General features: G+C 41.5%; 19 protein-coding genes. 11 read left to right on the top strand and 8 right to left on the bottom strand.

The window, feature by feature from the left end; genetic code table 11:
- Positions 1 to 11 precede the first annotated feature (11 nt).
- Entirely contained in the window at positions 12 to 587 is a 576-nt protein-coding gene (locus tag I2483_RS10865) for a YufK family protein (protein ID WP_207175824.1), read from the top strand.
- A 16-nt stretch (positions 588 to 603) separates the two neighbouring features.
- Here I2483_RS10865 and I2483_RS10860 read toward each other — a convergent pair whose 3' ends face one another.
- Both I2483_RS10860 and I2483_RS10855 read right to left on the bottom strand, forming a co-directional pair.
- Entirely contained in the window at positions 604 to 2,457 is a 1,854-nt protein-coding gene (locus I2483_RS10860; protein ID WP_207175822.1) for a transglycosylase domain-containing protein, read from the bottom strand.
- A gap of 208 nt (positions 2,458 to 2,665) precedes the next feature.
- Positions 2,666 to 3,898, bottom strand: coding sequence for an MFS transporter (locus I2483_RS10855; RefSeq protein WP_207175820.1), 1,233 nt, complete (start codon positions 3,896 to 3,898; stop codon positions 2,666 to 2,668).
- 128 nt (positions 3,899 to 4,026) lie between these two features.
- Here I2483_RS10855 and I2483_RS10850 point away from each other — a divergent pair, with 128 nt between their 5' ends.
- Positions 4,027 to 4,776 carry a peptidylprolyl isomerase gene (locus I2483_RS10850; RefSeq protein WP_275956076.1) on the top strand — a complete coding sequence of 250 codons (750 nt, stop codon included), beginning with the start codon at positions 4,027 to 4,029 and terminating at the stop codon, positions 4,774 to 4,776.
- 43 nt (positions 4,777 to 4,819) lie between these two features.
- Positions 4,820 to 5,038 (top strand): hypothetical protein, encoded by a 219-nt coding sequence (locus I2483_RS10845; RefSeq protein ID WP_346267721.1) that lies wholly within the window; start codon positions 4,820 to 4,822, stop codon positions 5,036 to 5,038.
- A gap of 25 nt (positions 5,039 to 5,063) precedes the next feature.
- On the opposite strand, the gene I2483_RS10840 is transcribed toward I2483_RS10845, so the two are convergent.
- Positions 5,064 to 6,239 (bottom strand): MalY/PatB family protein, encoded by a 1,176-nt coding sequence (locus tag I2483_RS10840; RefSeq protein WP_207175818.1) that lies wholly within the window; start codon positions 6,237 to 6,239, stop codon positions 5,064 to 5,066.
- A gap of 90 nt (positions 6,240 to 6,329) precedes the next feature.
- On the opposite strand from I2483_RS10840, the gene I2483_RS10835 reads away from it, so the two are divergent.
- Entirely contained in the window at positions 6,330 to 6,575 is a 246-nt protein-coding gene (locus I2483_RS10835; RefSeq protein ID WP_218624935.1) for a DUF1871 family protein, read from the top strand.
- Positions 6,576 to 6,668: 93 nt separating this feature from the next.
- Here the strand turns inward: I2483_RS10835 and I2483_RS10830 are convergent, their stop codons facing one another.
- Positions 6,669 to 8,003 (bottom strand): sodium-dependent transporter, encoded by a 1,335-nt coding sequence (locus I2483_RS10830; RefSeq protein ID WP_207175816.1) that lies wholly within the window; start codon positions 8,001 to 8,003, stop codon positions 6,669 to 6,671.
- A gap of 152 nt (positions 8,004 to 8,155) precedes the next feature.
- Here I2483_RS10830 and I2483_RS10825 point away from each other — a divergent pair, with 152 nt between their 5' ends.
- Positions 8,156 to 10,315 carry an RNA polymerase sigma factor gene (locus I2483_RS10825; RefSeq protein WP_207175814.1) on the top strand — a complete coding sequence of 720 codons (2,160 nt, stop codon included), beginning with the start codon at positions 8,156 to 8,158 and terminating at the stop codon, positions 10,313 to 10,315.
- Positions 10,316 to 10,457: 142 nt separating this feature from the next.
- On the top strand, positions 10,458 to 10,832 hold the full coding sequence (yugI, locus tag I2483_RS10820) for a S1 domain-containing post-transcriptional regulator GSP13 (protein ID WP_186672599.1): 375 nt from the start codon (positions 10,458 to 10,460) through the stop codon (positions 10,830 to 10,832).
- A gap of 33 nt (positions 10,833 to 10,865) precedes the next feature.
- Here the strand turns inward: yugI and I2483_RS10815 are convergent, their stop codons facing one another.
- Positions 10,866 to 12,182 (bottom strand): AAA-type ATPase lid domain-containing protein, encoded by a 1,317-nt coding sequence (locus tag I2483_RS10815; protein WP_481886334.1) that lies wholly within the window; start codon positions 12,180 to 12,182, stop codon positions 10,866 to 10,868.
- Positions 12,183 to 12,315: 133 nt separating this feature from the next.
- Between I2483_RS10815 and pruA the strand changes: the two genes are divergently transcribed.
- The 3 genes from pruA (at position 12,316) to I2483_RS10800 (ending at position 16,478) form a co-directional block, all read left to right on the top strand.
- Positions 12,316 to 13,860: an L-glutamate gamma-semialdehyde dehydrogenase gene (pruA, locus tag I2483_RS10810; protein ID WP_186672594.1), complete on the top strand. Its 1,545-nt coding sequence runs from the start codon at positions 12,316 to 12,318 to the stop codon at positions 13,858 to 13,860.
- Positions 13,861 to 13,960: 100 nt separating this feature from the next.
- Positions 13,961 to 15,154 (top strand): ornithine--oxo-acid transaminase, encoded by a 1,194-nt coding sequence (locus I2483_RS10805; protein WP_186672591.1) that lies wholly within the window; start codon positions 13,961 to 13,963, stop codon positions 15,152 to 15,154.
- A 79-nt stretch (positions 15,155 to 15,233) separates the two neighbouring features.
- Positions 15,234 to 16,478 carry a Glu/Leu/Phe/Val family dehydrogenase gene (locus I2483_RS10800; protein ID WP_186672589.1) on the top strand — a complete coding sequence of 415 codons (1,245 nt, stop codon included), beginning with the start codon at positions 15,234 to 15,236 and terminating at the stop codon, positions 16,476 to 16,478.
- A 325-nt stretch (positions 16,479 to 16,803) separates the two neighbouring features.
- Here the strand turns inward: I2483_RS10800 and I2483_RS10795 are convergent, their stop codons facing one another.
- Positions 16,804 to 17,040, bottom strand: coding sequence for a DUF378 domain-containing protein (locus tag I2483_RS10795; protein ID WP_186672587.1), 237 nt, complete (start codon positions 17,038 to 17,040; stop codon positions 16,804 to 16,806).
- Between the two features lie 119 nt (positions 17,041 to 17,159).
- Here I2483_RS10795 and I2483_RS10790 point away from each other — a divergent pair, with 119 nt between their 5' ends.
- Entirely contained in the window at positions 17,160 to 18,323 is a 1,164-nt protein-coding gene (locus I2483_RS10790; protein WP_207175808.1) for an iron-containing alcohol dehydrogenase, read from the top strand.
- 51 nt (positions 18,324 to 18,374) lie between these two features.
- On the opposite strand, the gene I2483_RS10785 is transcribed toward I2483_RS10790, so the two are convergent.
- Both I2483_RS10785 and I2483_RS10780 read right to left on the bottom strand, forming a co-directional pair.
- Positions 18,375 to 19,385 (bottom strand): cation diffusion facilitator family transporter, encoded by a 1,011-nt coding sequence (locus tag I2483_RS10785; protein ID WP_207175806.1) that lies wholly within the window; start codon positions 19,383 to 19,385, stop codon positions 18,375 to 18,377.
- Positions 19,386 to 19,397: 12 nt separating this feature from the next.
- A complete protein-coding gene (locus I2483_RS10780; RefSeq protein ID WP_207175805.1) occupies positions 19,398 to 20,120 on the bottom strand; it encodes an MgtC/SapB family protein in 723 nt (240 codons plus the stop codon).
- Between the two features lie 114 nt (positions 20,121 to 20,234).
- Here I2483_RS10780 and I2483_RS10775 point away from each other — a divergent pair, with 114 nt between their 5' ends.
- Entirely contained in the window at positions 20,235 to 21,137 is a 903-nt protein-coding gene (locus I2483_RS10775) for a DMT family transporter (RefSeq protein ID WP_207175803.1), read from the top strand.
- Positions 21,138 to 21,556 lie beyond the last annotated feature (419 nt).

Raw genomic sequence — 21,556 nt, 5'->3', positions numbered from 1 at the left:
AGGTGCTGAAATTGAAAAATCCGTACATATTTGGTTATTTGCCGTTTGTCACAATTGTCTTATTCAGTTTAACGTTCGGTGTTTACACAGTAGGTGTATCAGTTGAACTGTTCAAAGGAATTGGTTTATATGCTGGTATGCGCGAATTTTTAACGGATATACAATTACGTATTTTTCTGTTAGTTATTTATGCATTGTTATTTTTCATGGTTTTTTCAGCGTTAAAATTGATTGCGGAAACGATTCACGAAACCGCGATGTTATTCTTTTCGAAGGATGTGGAGGGGAAATCGTATAGCGAGGCACGCGGAGGCAATGTCATATACTTTTTTGGCGCGCTTGCATCAGCAGGGGGCATCAATTCGATTAAACTATTAACAGCTATATTTTTACTGACAACGTTCATCTACTTTGTCTATGTCGTATTCAAATTAAGTAAATTCATGACAATCTTCAGTACGATTGGGCTCCTCGTTTTTGAAATTATGGTTTGGACGGTACTGGTTTCAACCATCATCTATATTCTGTTGAAGCTTTATAATGGCGTCATTGCGAGTTTGCCTTTCATTGGCAGTAAAACGGACTAGCCTTTTGAATGAAGGGCTAGTCCTGGAGGAGTGTGGAAAATATACGTAAATGAAGTTTCTGATCACTCAAAAGCTTTATAGATTGCGGTCTATCATAGCCGACCCAGACAGCGGTTGTATAGTTGTCGTTCAATCCGCCAACCCATAAATCTTTATAATGATCTGTGGTGCCCGTTTTTGCTCCTGTATACGAAGTTGTATAGGGGATACCGCGGCCAGTCCCGTTCAATACGACATCTGACATCATGCCGCGAATTTTGGATACTGTAGTAGCTGACCAAACATCCACTTTGTCATCTGGCCATTCGTATAAAATAGTCCCCTCTCTATCCTTCACAGCACGAATTGCATGGGCAGGGGTATATTTCCCATCGATGAAACTTGAATAAGCCCCCGCAAGTTCAATCGGCGTCATCCCTTTTGAAAACCCACCGAGAGCAGCTGCATAGGTCATATCCTCTTGCGTAACTGATTTGAATCCGAATGGCTCGATATAGTGGAATGCTTCTTCAACGCCAATCATCAGAAGCAACCTAACAGCTGCTGTATTATGGCTGTGTCGAAATGCTTCTTTTACTGTGACATTGCCATAAACGTAACCGCCGATATTTGTCGGGCAGTACGAACCGATGCAAATAGTACCGCTGTTAATGGGCATGTTTTCTGTATAGGATCCACTTTCAAACAGTGGGGCATAGACCAAAAGTGGTTTAAGAGCGGAACCAGGTTGTCGAACAGCCTGGAATGCGCGGTGGAAATCAGCTTTTTTGTAGTTTTTACCGGCGAATAGGCTGATGATTTCACGGGTTTCATTGTCAATAACGGCTGCACCTGCTTGCACACCTGTAGGTTCTAAAAGGGAGGAGATTGTTTGTTCATCTCGCCGTTGCTTTCCAGGGTTAAGTGCCGTTTCGATAATCAATCCTTTGGACAACACTTCAGCTATCCGCTGTTGAATAATGGCTTCAAGTGCTATTTTTTCCGCATTATCTTTCGTATTTGTCATTTTTTCAGATAAGCCTTCGGACTGCGCTATGAGATCAGTAAGTTCGGCAAGTGCATATGTAGTGTAAGCAGGAAAAGCATTCGCTTTTTCCTTCAGGTTTAACTGGATTGTTGTGTTTTTATGTATTTCGGCTTCCTCGGTAGTCAGAACCCTGTTTTTTGTAAGTACAGACAAAAGGCGCTCCTGTCGACCTTTTGTCCGATCGAAATGTTTTAGTGGGTCATATAAAGAGGGATTGTTTGGAATCGCCGCAAGGAAGGCCATCTCCGCCTCATTCAGCTCATCTAAGGGTTTGCTGAAGTAATAGGTCGCCGCAGCTCCAATGCCGTACACTTGATGGCCAAAATACATTTCATTCATATACATTTCCAAAATCTCATCTTTTGTCGATTGTTTTTCAAGTTCAGTTGCGTAAAAAAGTTCAGTCAATTTACGTTCATACGTCTTTTCGGTCGATAAAAAACGCATCCGCACAACTTGCTGTGTAATGGTAGAGGCACCTTGTCTGACATCGTCTGTTGCTGTATTGACAGCAAATGCACGCACGATTGCGGCTATATCATAGCCTTTATGCTCGAAGAAACCTGTGTCTTCACTTTCTAGAAACAGCTGGCGTGTGAATAACGGGATGGACGAAAGTGGAAGAGGATTGCGCCACTCTATATACTCTTCTGCAAAAATGAGACCATTGCCATCTTTCAACGTTATGGGAATATTGATTTCTGGGGACGACAGTTCGATGGAGTCATTCATTTGATCATTGAAGGATCCAGCGCTCTTCAATTCGATAGCAATGGCTTCTTGGACAACAAAGAGAATTGGGATGGATAATAGAATAAAGATGAAACCAACAAATTGTTTCAATGTTTTAGCACTCCGTTCAAGAAATCCTTCAGTAACAAAAATATAGCACACTCCAACTAGCGAAGTGTGCTGATTCTAACCTAGGTCGCTGTCTAGGCTTCAGGCGCCAGCCCCTCGAGTCGCTTCAGTCTTGATGAAAAGGCAAAGGACGCCTTTATCTTCAAGCCTTCCAGCGCTTGTCGGGGCTAAACGGCGCCATATGCTTTTCTTAACTATGTGTCCGTTTCTCTTCAGCAGCGAGAAAGTCCTCAAAGTCCTGTACGGGTTTTCGTTTGGCGTAATAGAGAAATGCGAACCCGACAAGGAACAAAACACCAGTAACGATGAAGACAGACGAAATACCGATGTAGCCACTGACAATCCCGCCGAACATTGGACCTATAATATTCCCGAGAAAACGGAAGCTGGTATTATAACCCATGACTTCTCCTTGAATATCGATGGGTGCTTCACGTCTAACTAGTGCAGTCGTTATGGGGATCATTCCACCGAGCGCAATACCGAACAGCAGCCGCCAAAAAATAAGTTGCCACAGCTGCGTCACAAATGCTTGTGGGATGATAAAGATAAATGACAGGAGTAGTAGGATTGACAACACCTTTTCGTAGCCAATGTCGTCACCGAGTTTGCCCCAGCGGCGCGCGAATAAAAGATTGCCGACCCCAGCTGCACTGAATGTAATCCCCGCTAGGAAAGCAACGTCTTTTGCTTCAGTTAAATGGGACACGTAGAGCGACAGAAGTGGCTGGATACTGAAGTTTCCGACTTGGATAAGTGCCGTAACAATCATAACGTTCAACATGAGCCGGTGATGGAGCAGTCCGCTGATAATGGCTTTACGGGAATACTGGATAGCTCTCGGATTTTTTACCCGTTTTTGTTCCTGGATGCCGAAGAGAACGATAAGTGCAGCGACAATCACAGAGATGGATGTGATAACAAAGGTATATTTGAAACCGAATGCATCAGCCAGTAACCCTCCAAATACAGGTCCGAATAACGTGCCCGTCACACTGCCCATCTGTAAAGTCCCAAGCATTTTTCCGGCTTCCTTCTTCGCAGTCTGTGAAGAGATAAACGCGAGTGATGTTGGAATGAAACCTGTGACAACACCATTTAACAGCCGGAGCAGGAAGAACATCTCGACGGAATCCACGAATCCCATAAGGAAAACGGATGTTGCAATCCCGAAGCCATTTATGAGAAGGATGGGCTTGAAGCCGTATTTATCGGCGACTCGTCCCCAAATCGGTGACATAATAAAAGCCGTGACAAATGAAGCGCCAAAAATCAGGCCTGACCATTTTTGAACATAAGCTTCGGAATGATCGCCAAATGTTTCGATATAAAGGGATAAGAAGGGCATGATCATTGTCATTGTCCCCGCAACGAGGACGTTGGAAATCCAAATGATGATGAAATTCCGTTTATGCACGTCCATTTAGAAAACCTTCTTTCCATGTGGTGCTTTACAATCAGTATAAAACAATTCGGAAAACGAAGGAAGTATCATGCTTATTCGTCGAAATAGATTGTCCAATATGATAAACTAGTCCAGGGTGAATGTTAATGAGGAAAATGTATTTCTCCCTTCTGACAATCATTGGTCTCGTCTTACTTGCCGCTTGCGGAAATAGTGCGTCTGAGAACAAGAAATCAGAAGAAGTAGTGTCTGCTGGCAAAGCGCCAGCGGAAGAAAATAGCACGAAGAACTCAGAGGAGGCAACAACAATGTATCCACAATTATCGACAGAAGTAGCAGCAAACGAAGCACTAGTTATTATGAACACAACTATGGGACCAATCAAAATCAAGCTTTTCCCTGAACAAGCACCAAAAACAGTTGAAAACTTCTTAACACATGCAGAAAACGGTTATTATGACGGCATTATCTTCCACCGTGTTATTGAAGACTTCATGATTCAAGGTGGCGACCCAACAGGAACTGGTATGGGCGGAACAAGTATTTATGGCGATACATTTGAAGACGAATTCACTATGGATCTATTTAACTTAAAAGGAGCTCTTTCAATGGCGAACGCTGGTCCAGGAACAAATGGCAGCCAGTTCTTCATCGTTCAAGCTTCAGAAGTTCCAGCTTCAGTTGATCAACTGAAAAAAGGCGGATATCCAGCAGAAATTGCTGAAGCATATGGCGAAATGGGCGGAACTCCTCACTTAGACCAAAAACATACAGTATTCGGCCAAGTTATTGAAGGCATGGATGTTATCGACAAAATTGCAAAAGTGAAAAAAGGCCGTCAAGACAAGCCTGTTGAAGAAATTTCTATTGAATCAATCGAAATCCTTCAAAAGTAATTTTGATCTTATAGAAATTTACAATGTGAGGAAGTGGATGTAAGTGAACGCACTATTAATGCCGTTCCTTTACTTTCCTGAAGATAAAACAGAATATATATCGGCGGGCATTTCAATGGTTTTCTTTGCGATTCTTTTGGTACTTACATTCATGTGGATTCGACGTAATTCGAAGAAACAGGAATTAGAAACGAAAGAACTTGAAGAACGCATTTTACGTGAACGCCGTGAACAAAAAGAAAAACAGCATCCTCAAAATTGAGGATGCTGTTTTTCTTTTTGTATTTTCATTCACTCATTGCAGTGATAAAGCGTTTAACGCCGTCTTGGACAACTGACAGCGGTGTTGCCACGTTCATGCGAAGGAAGCCGCGTCCCGCTTCACCGTATTTCGAGCCTGGATCAAGGGCAAGTTTACCTTTAGTCAACAGTTTGTCCATCATTTCCAACTCGGTAAATCCGGTACCACGGTAGTCAATCCAAAGAAGGTATGTACCATGCGGCTTAGCAATTTTCAATGCAGGAATTGCAGCTGTTAGTTCACGAATTGCATAGTCCATATTGTTAGAAACTATTTCAAGTAATTCAGCTAGCCAAGGACCTCCATCTTTATAGGCGGCAGTCAAAGCTGCGGCCGCAAAAGAGCTCAAATCCATTTGACCATGTGACAGTGCATTCAACGTAAGTTTCTCCCTTACGCCTTCATCTGTCGCAATCATTAACGCTGCTTGGATTCCTGCGAGGTTAAATGATTTTGTAGGTGCAACACATGTAATAATACGTCCCGCTTCTTCACCTGCAAGCGTTGCAAGCGGAATATGCTTATGCCCTGAGAAGACAAGATCGGCATGGATTTCATCTGATAAAATCAAGACATTATATTTTGTGCAAAGTCGCAACATTTCTTTCAATTCGTTTGCTGTCCAGACAATTCCACCAGGATTATGCGGATTGCATAAAATGAATAGCTTTACATTTTGCTGTAGGCATTTCTCAAAATCTTCAAAGTCGATGGAGTACACACCGTCTTGTTCTTTCATAATACATTCGACCATATTTCGTCCCTGACGTTCGGGAATTTGGAAAAAGGGAGGATAGACGGGAGAAGTGACAAGAATGCCGTCACCCGGATTCGTAAACGTTTCAACGACCGAAGCGATTGCGGGAACTACGCCATGGTGGAATAACATCCATTCGTTCTTTGTTTCCCAAGCATGACGTTCAGCAAGCCATAAACTTACTGCGTCTTTACAGCCTTCACAAATATAGGAGTAGCCGAATACTGGATGATCCAGACGTTCTTTCATCGCGTTGACAACTACTTCTGGAGCAGCAAAGTCCATATCTGCAATCCACATTGGTAAAATATCGGATGCATCTTCGATTCCATATATCATTTCCATTCGGTCCCATTTTACAGAACGCGATTTACGACGTTCAATTACAGTTTCAAAGTTATTCATGGAAATCTCCTCTTTCCTTTTTTCTTTACTATGTTATCATAATCTAAACTATTGAGAAAAATAAGGTGACTCAGCGTGCAAACTAAAGGGATGAATAAAAAGGCAGTAGCGCTTCTTGAACAATGGGATCCATTTGAAGCGGGACCAAAAGCGTATGCACTCGAAATTGTTGATGTCGTAGCGGACTTACATCGTCTTGATCATCCAACCGACCTTGCAAAGCGAATTCGGGAGATTTATGAACATTCTTACAAATTATGGATACCAATCGAGAAATGTGTGCAAATTTCTTATAAGTTATTAGCGATTAAATACGAGGCGAAATGTATCGTCTGATTTTTGTGTGGCTGTACCCATTATAATACGGGTACAGTTTTTTTATTGCGTAAAAACACCCGAGAATCCAGTAATTGGATTCACGGGTGTTTATCATGCGTTCATAAGTTCGATAATCCATACGATGAAAATGACGATGATAGCAGTAGGTGCTATATATCGGACGAGGAATTTCCAAAGGCTGCTCATCGCAGGATGCATGCGAAGCTCGTCGTCTGTTTGCGATTTCGTCAATACATAGCCTGCAAATATCGAAACGAGCAATGCACCAAGTGGCATTGCGATTTTGCTCGTCAGTGTGTCAGCAAAGTCAAAGATTGTTCCGCCGAAGATTTTCACATCTGAAAGAATTCCGAATGACAATGCGCTAGGAATACCGACGACGAAGATTAGTATTCCGAATAGCCATGCAGCAAGTCTTCTGCGGTTATGTTTCTCTCGGATACCCGTCGACACGACAATTTCAAGCATCGCAATCGATGAAGTAAGTGTCGCAAAAAGCATCAAGATGAAGAAGATAATCATAAACAAATTGCCGAACGGGATCTGACTGAAAATAGCCGGCAAAATGACGAATATCAGTCCTGGTCCTTCAGCCGGTGAGTGACCGAGAGCGAATACCGCGGGAAATATAACAAGACCAGCTAAAATTGATATGGTGATATTCAAAAGCACCACATTCACTGCCGATGGTCCTAATTTTTCTTCTTTCGGTAAATAAGACGCATATGTCATCATTGCAGTTACTCCGACGCTTAATGAGAAAAAAGCTTGCCCAAGTGCGACTAGAAACGTCGAACCTGTTAGGTGGGACCAATCAGGTACAAATAGGAATCGAACGCCTTCCATTGCACCATCCAATGTTAATGAACGAATGGCTAAGATAATGAAGAAAATGAACAACATTGGCATCATCCATCTACTTGCCCGCTCAATTCCTGCCTTAATACCACCTTGTACAATCCAAATCGTCAGCCCCATGAACACGGCTTGGGCCACTAGAACTTCTACTGGATTGGCGATGATTGTATTAAAAAGATCTCCGTGATCTGTCGTGGCATCGAGTTTGAAGAAAATAGCACGTGTTAAATAGGAAAGTATCCAACCGCCAACCACGCTGTAAAATGACAGGAGAATGAATGAAGCTGCAAGCCCTATCCAGCCAACCAAAGGCCACTTTTTGCCTGGAGCAAGTCGTTTTAGTGATGTAACTGCATCAGCTTGTCCCATACGTCCGATGACAAACTCTGCGAGCAAAATCGGAAGTCCAATTGCAATTGTACATATGATGAAGAGTAGAAGGAAAACACTTCCGCCGTTCATCCCAGCCATATAAGGGAATTTCCATATTGCACCGAGTCCAATCGCACTGCCCGCGGCAGCAAGAACAAAACCGATTTTTGACGACCATTGATCACGTTGTTTCATAAGATATTCACTCATTTCATTAGGATACAGATTTATTAATTGTACACTAACTAAAATCGAATACCATGGTATTTTGAATCAAATTACGCCGTCAATTTATCTTTGTTATAATTGAAATAATTAGACACTTTCAATGGAGGAGAGGATTGCCTGTGACAGAATTTGAGTGGATGCAAAAGGTGAAAGCTGGAGAGAAGGTTGCTTTTGAAAAATGGATGGACATTTATTCCGGAGACATTGAGCGTTTCGCCATCCAGTATGGCTGTGCGTCTAAGCAGGTGGCGGATGTAGCGGAGGAAACGTTTAGAAAGTTACATAATCAGTTAGATTCCATCGGCGATGAAGAGTCGCTTGTTTGCATATTATATAAAAACGCTTTAAAAAGTCTTACATTTGTTCAACAAACTGATCCGCAGAATGAAACACTATTACCTTTTGAAGAGGATCAGGAACTACATGATAGGATTGTGAAAATTGAAACGGTAAAAAAAGTACCATTCATTCTTTCGCATTTCCACATGCTAGATAATTTAGAGATTGCTGCGATTATGGATACTTCTTTAGAAGAAGTTCGGCAGGCTATTACGGCAGTATCCAGTCAACTGGAAGATGCGCAATTGGAAAAGAGGCTGGAATTCCTCAATAAGTCATATAGACGATTGAAATCTTCATTTAGAAAAGAGCAGGTTTTTGCAAAGCCGCAACAGGAGATACAGGCGACCGAAAAATTGAAACAATCGATATCAAAAAAGACCATGATTTCATGGGTTGCGGGAATCCTTGTCCTCCTGTCGCTTATAATCGTTCCTGTTGTTACCGGAGAAGAGTTCAAAAAAGCATCAGCCGAAAAATACTTTGAGCGGTTAAAGTCATCGTTTGAGAATGAAATCGACAGCCGCCATATCGAATTGGGCCTGACAGAATCGACCGAAATGGAAGAGATAGAATTTAATATGATGTTGTATGGAAACAAAGCGCGTGTAGATTTTGAGGCGATGACAACCAGATATGAACGTGTTATTGCTAAAACGGGAATTTTGAATAAAAAGAAGGTTAGTGAAGAGTACAAAGAAATAATAAAAACAGTAGAGTTACCATCTGAAATGGCTGAGCGATTAGTTAAAAATCCACTTACAAACGATAAGGTGAACAGTGAGGAATTCATGAAGGGCTATTTGGAGCAGTATGACATCCTCCAACAATCGTATTACATGATATTTTTCAAACATGAACAACTTATCAGGGATGCAATCGATAATGAAGGAGGAGATGTCGAAAAGTTTATGAAGGAGAGAGATTCATATCCTAAAGACCTGAAAAACGCATTGGACGGCATGATTAAACAAAACATCTACCCGACCTATATAAAAGAATGGGGATCAATAATTCCAAGTTACGGTAAGAATGATTTCAACGCTAATATCCGATCTTCAATCCATGAAGACTTTGGTGGTTTTTTTACAATGTTGGAATCTGCACCTTTCGTCTCGTATCCAGGACTCGTACATTCCCTAGAGGATTCGGTTAATTTTTTAATGGAAATGGAAAAAACATTGTTGGCGACAACTTTGGGTAATGAAAAGACTGAGATGCTTAGTTGGATATACAACGAACTCTTCTATGTAATCGTTGGAGGGACGGAACCTAATCGCATATTTGGAACGAATGGCAAGGTGAAAAAGGAGTATCAAGCAGCATGGGAAAGGATCGCTTCCGCCGATGAAGGTTCTCCAACAGCTTTTATTATGCAAATTGTCATCTCCGAAATGGAAGCAACAGATTGGACTGGGTCAAAAAGCCTCAATCGTTTAGAAACATATGATGTTGATCAAGCACTGAAGCTTGCTAAAGCGGGAGAACTTGAAACCTTTGGTATAAGTGGGATTATGCAACCTGAAGCGGGTATGGAAGTTGTGACGTTTCCCAATTCTGACTTTGAGAACAAAGTTCAAGAGACATATCAATCATTCTCCTTGAATCATGATCTAGCTGTATTAAAAGAAGTAAGTCCCCTGGTTATTATTGGTGTGTATTTTTACGCGAATGATCAAGCAGATCCAGAGACGATGTGGCATCTTTATAGTAAAACAAAAAATGTAGTCAAACTTGAAGAATACGTCAATGGATGGAGTCAATTGGATGTAGATATTTATAGTCTCGACAGTCTGCAATTTGGTGGTAGCGAAGAAAGGGAGGATTCAATCGGATTTCAGCGTGGAAATTCTCTTTCTGTTAGTACGAAGATGGCTTTGAATGAAGATTTCGTATGGGAAATCGAGCGTATTATTTTAGATCCAATGTTTTTTGAATAAAAGGGTAGAACTGTGTAAAAGAGTTATATTTTATACACGGGGTAAAATTGCCGAATTTTTGCTCACACACTATAAACATGGTATAATTTTAAGTGGCCTTAAGGGCAGAATCGATACCAAAATAGATTGGGAGTTGTTTGAAATGGCGCGAAAATATGAAGTAGGCGAAGAGTTTTCGGGCAAAGTGACAGGTATCCAGCCGTATGGAGCATTTGTTGCACTTGATGGTGAAACACAAGGACTTGTCCACATTTCCGAAATAACGTACGGATTTGTTAAAGACATAAATGACTTTCTTACTGTAGGGCAAGAAGTACAAGTGAAAGTGCTAGAAGTCGACGAAGCTGCTGGTAAGATTAGTCTATCAATCCGTGCTCTACAAGAAGCACCGGTCGCAACACGAAAAGAAGACCATCCACGTAAGTCACTGCAAGCGCGTGTCGACGAAAGTGATGCAGAAGGATTCAATTCATTGAAAGACAAACTTCAAGACTGGATCGAGAAGTCTGGACAATAAAAAATGAGGACAAAGGCAAAACTGCCTTTGTCCTCATTTTTTTAATTTCCGCAATCGATACTGCAAATTCTGCCTGCTCATACCGAGCGCATTTGCAGTTTTCGTGACGTTTTTATCATTGAGTTGCATCGCTTTTTGTAAGTAATAAGCTTCCGCCTCACGCAAAAACTGGTCAAGCGGCAACAATTCTTTACCTGGCTGAACTAAAAAATCGGCAGCCTGCGTAGGTTCGTCGGTGATATCCGCGCTTTTCATCCTGAAATGAAGAGGGAGCAGATCATACGTAATGGCTGTTTCATTCATCGCAAGGGAAGAAATTTCGTCGAGAAGAAATTCGAGTTCGCGCATATTTCCTGGCCATTCATACCCAAGGAAAAGATTCTCAACTTCGGGCGTAATATCTTTAAGTGCTGAACCGTAGCGTTCGCTGCGCCGTTCCAAATAAGCGGAAATGAATGGCAAAATATCCTTTTTCCGTTTTCGCAGGGGCGGAATTCGAATTGTGAATGATGCAAAGAAATAATATAAGTCTTTTAATAATGTGCCCGAAGCGATTAATTCCACAGGGTCATCCCCGATGCTCGCGATGAATTGCTTGTTACTGTTAGGTGATTTTAAAAGGATCGATAGCAGTTTTTGCTGTAAGGGAATGGATAATAAATCGATTCTTTCACAGAATAATGTTAGTGGCTCCACCACATTTAAATCTTTATCTAAGCGACCTATAAGTATTGGGTCTGAACTATGGCAGAACAGGGTATAGAGTACAGTGCTGGAAGGCGATAATTCATTATGTATGCTTTCAGCGATAAGATCTTTACCTGTACCAGTTTCACCGATTAACAATACCGGTAATTTTGCTTTCGCTGCTTTTTTTGCAGTCGCAATAACCACTTTCATTGGCGGGGAGGAAGCAATTATTTGATTGAATGTAACGGGATCACTATTTTTTCGAAATGGCTGAAGAACGAATTTCTCAAGAGCCGTTACGTCACGGGCTAATTCAACTGCTCCGATAAGCGTTTGGTTGTTGAAAATAGGGTATGTGTCATTAATAGACGTAATTTCTGTCCCTTTTCTGTTCCAGTACGTTTGTTTTACATTTAGCTGTTCTTTGCCGCTTTGCAAAACCTTTAACAGTGTACTTTCTTCTTGTTCAAAATTGAACAGTTCCAAAATTGAGCGGTCAGCGACGTCTTCAAGTGCGAGTCCTTCGATTTCTTTCATCTTTTCATTATAGATGACAGTTCGGCCATTTTTGTCAACGGCGTGTATACCAACCGCGGCATGACGCGCTGCAAACTCATAAAAAGGGAAGAGTGAATCGTCTATATTCTTCAAAAAAATCACCTTCCAAATAATATTTTTGCAAAATTAATGAATAATGCTTGATATCTGCAACAATCTTTTGCATTATTATATATGTAATCAATTACTAAGTGCAAATAATATTTGCGTTTCACAATTAAAGAGGAGGAATAATATGATCCCATATAAACACGAACCATTCACAGATTTTACAGTAGAAGAGAACAAACAAGCTTTCCTTGAGGCTTTAAAACTAGTCGATGGTTACCTTGGTCAAGATTATCCACTTATCATCGGTGGAGAACGAATCATGACTGAAGAAAAACTTGTTTCAACAAACCCTGCAAACAAAGAACAGGTAATTGGTGCTGTATCTAAAGCGAGCAGAGAACTTGCTGAAAAAGCGATGACAGTTGCTGACGAAACATTCAACACATGGAAAAAAGTTAAACCTGAATTCCGTGCAGATGTACTATTCAAAGCTGCTGCAATTATTCGTCGTCGTAAACACGAATTCTCAGCATTACTGACTAGAGAAGCAGGGAAGCCTTGGAATGAAGCAGATGCTGATACAGCTGAAGCAATCGATTTCCTAGAGTTCTATGCGCGCAAGATGCTTGAACTTAAAAATGGTATCCCTGTTGAAAGTCGTCCGGGCGAATTCAACCGCTTCGACTACATTCCTCTTGGAGTAGGCGTTATCATCTCTCCTTGGAACTTTGCATTTGCAATCATGGCGGGAACAACAGTTGCTGCTCTAGTAACAGGAAATACAGTACTTCTTAAACCAGCATCGACAACACCAGTTGTTGCATACAAATTCATCGAAGTTCTTGAAGAAGCGGGAATGCCAGCAGGCGTTGTCAACTACATCCCAGGTTCTGGTGCTGAAGTAGGCGACTATCTAGTTGATCACCCAAGAACACGTTTTGTATCATTCACTGGTTCACGCGAAATTGGAACACGCATTTTCGAACGTGCAGCTAAAGTAAATGAAGGCCAAATTTGGTTGAAACGCGTTATCGCTGAAATGGGCGGTAAAGATACAATCGTTGTTGATAACGAGGCAGATCTAGAACTTGCTGCACAATCAATCGTTAAATCTGCATTTGGATTCAGCGGTCAGAAATGTTCAGCATGTTCACGTGCGATTATCCATGAAGACGTTTACGACGAAGTTGTAGCACGTGTTGGCGTATTGACGAAAGAATTGACATACGGCGATCCAGCAGAACTATCTAACTTCACTGGCCCGGTAATCGATCAAGCGTCATTCGACAAAGTTATGAGCTACATCGAAATCGGTAAAACAGAAGGCCGTTTAATCGCAGGAGGAACAGGCGACAGTTCGAAAGGATTCTTCGTTGCACCAACGGTTATTGCGGATCTTGATCCAAAAGCACGCGTTATGCAAGAAGAAATCTTTGGCCCAGTTGTTGGTTTGTCGAAAGCGAAGAGCTTCACTGAAGCAATCGAATTTGCAAACAACACGGACTACGGTCTAACTGGTGCGGTTATTACAACTAACCGTGACCACATTGAACAAGCACGTGAAGATTTCCATGTTGGAAACTTGTATTTCAACCGCAATTGCACAGGCGCAATCGTTGGTTACCAACCATTTGGTGGATTCAACATGTCAGGTACAGATTCAAAAGCTGGCGGACCGGATTACCTACAACTTCATATGCAAGGTAAAACAACATCAGAAACTTTTTAATTTAAGAAAAGCTCCGGGCGTCTGGCGCTTGAGTTAGACATTGATTTCCAGACCCATCTATAGGGTGGGTCTGTCTCTACATAAAAGGGGAGGGAAATGTATGACGGTATCAGAAAAAGTAATTGTACAAACAGAGAAATTTGGGGCAAACAACTATCATCCACTGCCAATCGTTATTTCTGAGGCACAAGGGGTTTGGGTAAAAGATCCAGAAGGCAATAAATTCATGGATATGCTTTCCGCATATTCAGCAGTAAACCAGGGGCATCGTCATCCGAAAATTATTCAGGCATTGAAAGACCAAGCTGATAAAGTAACACTTACTTCCCGTGCTTTCCACAATGACCAACTTGGTCCATGGTACGAAAAGATTTGTGAACTGTCTGGCAAAGAAATGGCACTTCCTATGAACACAGGAGCTGAAGCTGTTGAAACAGCTATTAAAGCAGCACGCCGCTGGGCTTATGACGTTAAAGGGGTAGCTGAAAATCAAGCAGAAATCATTGCGTGTGAAGGAAACTTCCATGGTCGTACAATGACAGCTGTATCTTTATCATCAGATGCTGAATACAAACGCGGATTCGGTCCAATGCTTCCGGGTATTGATCTTATTCCTTACGGCGACATTAAAGCGCTTGAAGCAGCAATTACACCAAATACGGCTGCATTCCTTATCGAACCGATTCAAGGTGAAGCGGGTATTATCATTCCGCCGGCAGGTTATATGAAAGCAGCACGTGAACTTTGTAAAAAGAATAACGTACTATTCATTGCAGATGAAATTCAAGCTGGCCTTTGCCGTACTGGAAAAATGTTTGCATGTGAATGGGAAGACATGGATCCGGATATGTATATCTTAGGTAAAGCACTAGGTGGCGGCGTATTCCCAATATCTTGTGTACTTGCTGATAAATCTGTTCTTGGTGTATTCAATCCAGGATCACATGGTTCAACTTTTGGCGGAAATCCAATGGCGTGTGCAGTATCAATCGCGTCTTTAGAAGTGCTGGAAGAAGAAGAATTAGCGAAAAAATCTCTTGAACTCGGAAATTACTTTATGGAAGAGTTAAAGAAAATTGACCATCCGTCGATTAAAGAAGTACGCGGACGCGGATTGTTCATCGGTGTTGAGTTAACGGAAGCTGCTCGTCCATATTGTGAAGAGTTGAAAGAGCTTGGATTGCTATGTAAAGAAACACATGACACAGTGATTCGCTTTGCTCCACCACTTATTATCACAAAAGAAGAGTTGGACTGGGCAATTGAGAAAATTAAAAAAGTTTTCGTGAATTAAAATACTTAACAATCTAGTTGTCCGATATGTTACAATGTATGCATAGAAAACATTATGAATCAAAGAGGCGAATCATTAAATGACTGAAAACCTGAATCTGTTTACGTCTACACAAGGTCTTTTTAAAGATGCACTTGATAAACTAGGCTACGATGAAGGAATGTATGAACTTCTAAAAGAACCACTTCGTATGATAGAAGTACGTATTCCTATAAAAATGGACGATGGCAAAGTTAAAGTCTTCACGGGTTACCGTGGACAGCATAACGATGCCGTTGGACCGACAAAAGGTGGCGTACGATATCACCCGCAAGTAACGTTAGAAGAAGTAAAAGCACTTTCAATGTGGATGACATTAAAAGCTGGAATCGTCGACCTTCCTTATGGCGGCGGTAAAGGTGCAATCGTTTGTGATCCACGTGAAATGTCTATGGGCGAACTTGAACGACTAAGCCGCGGTTATGTCCGTGCTTTAAGCCAAGTAATGGGACCTAACAAAGACATCCCAGCTCCAGACGTCTTCACAAATGCGCAAATCATGGCATGGATGATGGATGAATATAGCCGTATTGATGAATTCAACTCACCTGGTTTCATTACGGGTAAACCAATTGTTCTTGGTGGATCGCAAGGTCGTGACCGTGCAACTGCTGAAGGTGTAACAATCATCATCGAAGAAGCGGCTAAACGTCGTGGAATTGATATGAAAGGTGCACGTATTGTAATTCAAGGTTTCGGAAACGCGGGTAGCTTCTTATCTAAGTTCCTTCATGATGCTGGTGCGAAAGTAATCGGAATTTCCGATGCATACGGTGCACTTCATGATCCAGAAGGTCTTGATATCGATTACTTACTAGACCGTCGCGATAGCTTCGGAACAGTAACAACACTTTTCGATAACACGATTTCGAACCAAGAGTTACTTGAACTCGATTGCGATATTCTTGTGCCAGCAGCAATCTCTAATCAGATTACTGAAAAAAATGCACATAATATCAAAGCAACAATTGTTGTTGAAGCAGCTAATGGGCCGACAACAACTGAAGGAACTAGAATCCTTAAAGAACGTGGAATTCTTCTTGTTCCCGATGTTCTTGCAAGTGCAGGCGGCGTAACGGTTTCTTACTTCGAGTGGGTCCAAAACAATATGGGCTACTACTGGACTGAAGAAGAAGTACGTGAAAAAATGACGAAAAAAATGGTTGATGCATTTGAGAACGTCTATACAACTGCAGAAACTCGTAATATCGACATGCGTCTAGCAGCATATATGATTGGTGTACGTAAAACGGCGGAAGCATCACGTTTCCGTGGTTGGGCATAATAAGACGAGCGGAAGATGCCTAATAAGGAACGCAGCTTAAGTACGCCACTTCCTGTGGCAACAGCTGCATGACCTACATCCTGTAGGCCCGCGACAGGTATAAGACGGATAAAGGAAGGCAGTCTAAGTTCGCGACTTCGTGTCGCAACGACTGCATGACCTGCATCCTGCAGGCCCAAGTGGCGATCTTTGCCATGCAGCTGGGCTGACTTATGACCCGAGCGTCTGGCACCTGAAGCCTAGGCACTATTTAAAGTGGAAACGTATATTTCCTTATAAATTAAAACAGTAAAAGGCATCTCCCGGTTTAAACGGGAGATGCCTTTTACACTTTTTCAGGAACAGTAACAATTACCTGGTCACGGTCTCGAATATGGTCGAATAACAAGCCAAGATTGAATAGACCCGAAACTCCTATAATTAGATAAATAAATCGTGCGAGCGGTTCCGCGGAGCCACCGGCGAATTGTGCCACTACATCGAAACGGAATATTCCTGCCACTCCCCAATTGAGAGCACCGATAATTGTGAGTGCTAGAGCTAATTTATGAACTTTACCCATTTAGCAACACCTCCTTAAATTACTATGCCCAGAAGGCTAATTTTCATACGCGCACCTTTATTTTTGCAAAATGGCTTATTGTTTCGGATAATGAAAAGAATAAAGGGAGGCAATATAGAATGAATGAATTTGTATTCCACAATCCAGTAAAGCTTATTTTTGGAAAAGGTCAACTTCAGAAATTATCACAAGAGCTAACGAGTTACGGTAAAAAAGTGCTTGTTGTTTATGGGGGCGGCAGTATCAAGAGAAATGGCCTATACGATGAAGTAATGACAATTTTAAAAGAGAATGATATGGAAGTGCATGAACTTTCAGGCGTTGAGCCCAATCCTCGTGTATCAACTGCGCGAAAAGGTGCGGAGATCTGTAAGGAAAAAGACATCGACGTTATCTTAGCAGTTGGTGGAGGATCAGTTATCGACTGTGTAAAACTCATTGCATCGGCTGCGAAATATGACGGCGACGCGTGGGATCTAGTAACAAGGAAAGCATTTGCAAAAGATGCACTTCCATTCGGTACAGTTTTGACGCTTGCAGCAACAGGTTCGGAAATGAATGCTGGATCTGTTATTACTAATGAAGAAACGGCAGAGAAGTATGGATGGGGCGGTCCATTCAATTATCCGAAATTCTCTATTCTTGACCCAACCTATACATTATCTGTTCCTAAAGACCAGACGATTTATGGAATTGTTGATATGATGTCCCATATTTTTGAACAATACTTTAATAATGCAAAGAATACGCCTGTCCAAGATGAGATGTGTGAAGGGGTGCTACGTGCGATAATGGATAGTGCACCAAAACTCGTCGAAGACTTGGGGAATTATGATTTACGTGAGACGATTTTATTCGCAGGTACTATAGGGTTGAATGGCTTCCTTCAAATGGGCTATCAAGGGGACTGGGCATCACATGATATTGAACATGCAGTGTCTGCAGTTTATGATATCCCGCACGCGGGAGGACTTGCGATTCTTTTCCCACACTGGATGAATCATAATGTTAACGTCAATCCTGCACGATTTGCCAAGCTCGCTGTCAACGTATTTGGTGTGGCACCAGAAGGTAAGACGCCAGATGAGATTGCGGTGGAAGGAATTGCGTCTCTAAGAGCATTTTGGACATCTATTGGAGCGCCCGAAACGCTTGCCTATTATGACATAGACGATTCGAAACTTGAATTGATGGCAGAAAAAGCAACAGTTAACGGACCACTTGGGAACTTCAGTAATTTGAATAAAGAGGACGTACTGTCGATTTTACAAGCTTCATTATAAGAGAACTGAAAAACGTCACGCGGGAGTCATCTCCATGCGTGACGTTTTTTGTTATTCAGGTAACTTTGAATTGAATTGCTTAGTGGCATCAAAGGAATTGGACCTTTTCCATGTCGATACACCGTCATCTTCATCAAAAGAAATAAGAACGTCTTGTACTCCTTTTTGATTTAAAATAATGTCCATGAGACGGTCCCGCACGTCATCTAAATAAGCGAGTGTATGAGAAGGATCGACTTCTGCGACAATCTCGACGTGTAAGAATTCACCTTCTTTAATAACTTCAATCCGTTGAATATCTATAACGTCGGAATCCGCTGCAACGATATGGGAAATGTGATTGAGCATTTCCTCATCGGTTTCCCCGATAGCACCACGTGCGTTTTCGAGAAATACTTTACCAACCACATAGAACATCATCATACCAATCATAATGGACGCAATGCCTTCCGCTACAAGTAACCCAAGGAAATGAGCCAGCAGGACTGCGACAAATGCGAGGAGACCGCCTAGAGTTGCGACGAAATCCTCCATGAACACGAGTTTTGTCGCCGGTTTAGCGCGTTTTAGGTTTTGAAAACCTAATGTAATGGGGGCTATCCCGCCTTTATCAATACCTGCTTCATGAAGTATCTCTTTACCCGCCTTATAAAGTACAATGCATTCAAGAATAATACCTATACCGAGAACAGAGAGGTTGATAATTAAATTTCTCATTCCGCCTGACTCAGATGGATTCAGGATATGATGCCACCCGCCTATGATAGCCTCATAAGACATGATTCCAACAATAATGACAGCGCCCAGACAAACTAAGTTAACGACACGGCCGAATCCATTAGGATATTTAGGAGTAGGTGCTTTTTTCGAAAGAGCAGAACCAACGAAAACAAAAAACTGGTTCGCTGCATCACCAAATGAGTGCATCATTTCTGCAAACATAGCTACATTTCCGGTGAAGAAGAATGCGATGGCTTTTAAGCAAGCAATGACTGTGTTTACAATTGCTGCAAGTAGTGAGGGCTTGTTGCCTTCTTTTAAAAGTTTTAGTATGTCTCTCACAATTTTCCTCCATTATTGAAATATTTCGATTTCAACTGATACTATATAGGGTAGCGTCGTTAACTCGATATACAAACTAGACAAAGGTTTATCGGGGAGCGTCGAAAGGCGAAAGTTGAGCTGATGAAGCACTTGATGATTAAATGAATCAATTTGCCGTATCCGCAAGTTTTTGATTTCCATGTTCTCTGCCTTTAGATAAGCAAGCAAATCCTCAATCTTTGATTTGTTGGACAAAACAGCAATGAAAGAAACTTCCTTTGTCCGCAATCTTTTGGGACCAAATTTACCGAGCGTGGGCGCGATGACTTCAATAACAAACATTACGAGTAATACAGCAAACGTTGCCTCAATATAAAAGCCGGCTCCAACGGCGATCCCAATACTTGCAGCTCCCCAAATCATCGCTGCTGTTGTTAATCCTGAAATGTTATTATTATCACGTCGTAGTATGGCCCCTGCTCCGAGGAAACCGATGCCACTGACAATTTGGGCGGCAAGGCGAAGCGGATCCATCGTAACGTTAATGTCATCACGTGCAGGAACGAGATAAGCTGCTTCTATAGAGACGACAGTTAGGAGACAACTGAAAGTGGCAATAACTGCACTCGTCTTTAATCCAATCGGTTTCTTCTTTATTTCCCTCTCTACACCAATAACTAAACTTAAAACTAAGGCGAGAGTGATTTTAATTAATACTTCGGGATACATAGCTTCATTTGCAATCCAAGTCATTATTGTTTCCCCCTTGTAATGTTCTCTCTTAATAGCCATGTTATACTTACAATTGTCTATTGCCTGCTCAGGTGATGATGTAACCTGATTCTATTTGAAAGAGATGTGTTAGTAATGGAAAAGCCACGAATTCATCCGTATATACCAATTATAATAGGAGTAATATCTGTTGCACTTTCGGCGATTTTTGTGAAACTCGCCACAGCGGACGCTGGAGTAATTGCGTTTTATAGAATGCTCTTCTCTGTTTTGATCATGTTACCGCTCTTCCTTATGAAGTATAGGAAGGAAGTATTGACGCTCAGTAAAAAAGACTGGATCTTTTCAGCCATTGCGGGAGTATTTTTAGCCTTTCACTTCATTCTATGGTTTGAGTCGTTAAATTACACATCGGTTGCCAGTTCAACGGTGCTTGTTACCTTACAACCCATATTTGCTTTTGTAGGAACATACTTCTTCTTTAAAGAGAAGTTATCGTTTAAAACAATTTTATCCGCTCTGATTGCTGTAACGGGGAGTGTAATCATTAGCTGGGGAGACTTCAAGCTGAGTGGTACTGCTTTTTATGGAGATATGCTTGCGTTGATCGCTTGCGCACTTATAACAACCTATCTTCTATTTGGACAAGATGTGCGTAAACGTCTTTCACTAATTACATACACGTTTGTTGTTTATTCGATAAGCACAATCACATTGTTCTTTTATGTTCTCATCAAAGGGGAGTCATTTGGCCCTTATCCAGGGTCTGATTGGTTCTGGTTTATAATGCTCGCACTGATTCCGAATCTGTTAGGGCATACACTTTTCAACTGGGCTATTAAGTGGGTAAGTACGAATGTCATATCCATCGGTATACTATTTGAGCCGGTCGGAGCAGCAATCTTGGCGTTCTATGTCTTTAATGAAACCTTAACCATATCCCAGATAGTCGGTGGAATGGTTGTGATAGCGGGGATTTTGCTCTTTGTAATTGATGTTAAAAAGGTGCGGAGAAAATTCTTTTCAAAAAAGGCTTGATTTCTTATAACGTTCTGTAGTATATTAATACATGTCCTCAGGGAGCGAGAAACAACAGCAAAAAGAAGTTGAAATAAAATGTTGACTCGTTCTGGGAGATGTGTTATATTAGATAACGTTGCACTTCAAACGTTGTTAAAACGACAAAAAAGAAATTGAAATTAGTTGTTGACATGGAGAGTGTAACTTGATATGATATAAGAGTTGCTGCTGAAACAACAGCGACCAAATGAACCTTGAAAACTGAACAGCAAAACATCAATGAAATACAGCGAGAGTGCTAACGCACTTGAGCAAAACGTTTCTAACTAAACTAACTTCGGTTGGTTGAAAAGAAACACACACAAGAATCTTCGGATTCGAGTCAGCAAGAAATGAGCTATTCATTTTCTTCTATTATGGAGAGTTTGATCCTGGCT

It is taken from the genome of Sporosarcina sp. E16_3, assembly GCF_017347125.1.
Classification (GTDB): Bacteria; Bacillota; Bacilli; order Bacillales_A; family Planococcaceae; genus Sporosarcina.
Note: the sequence above shows the minus strand (reverse complement) of the source record. Positions and strands in the feature narration are given on the sequence as shown.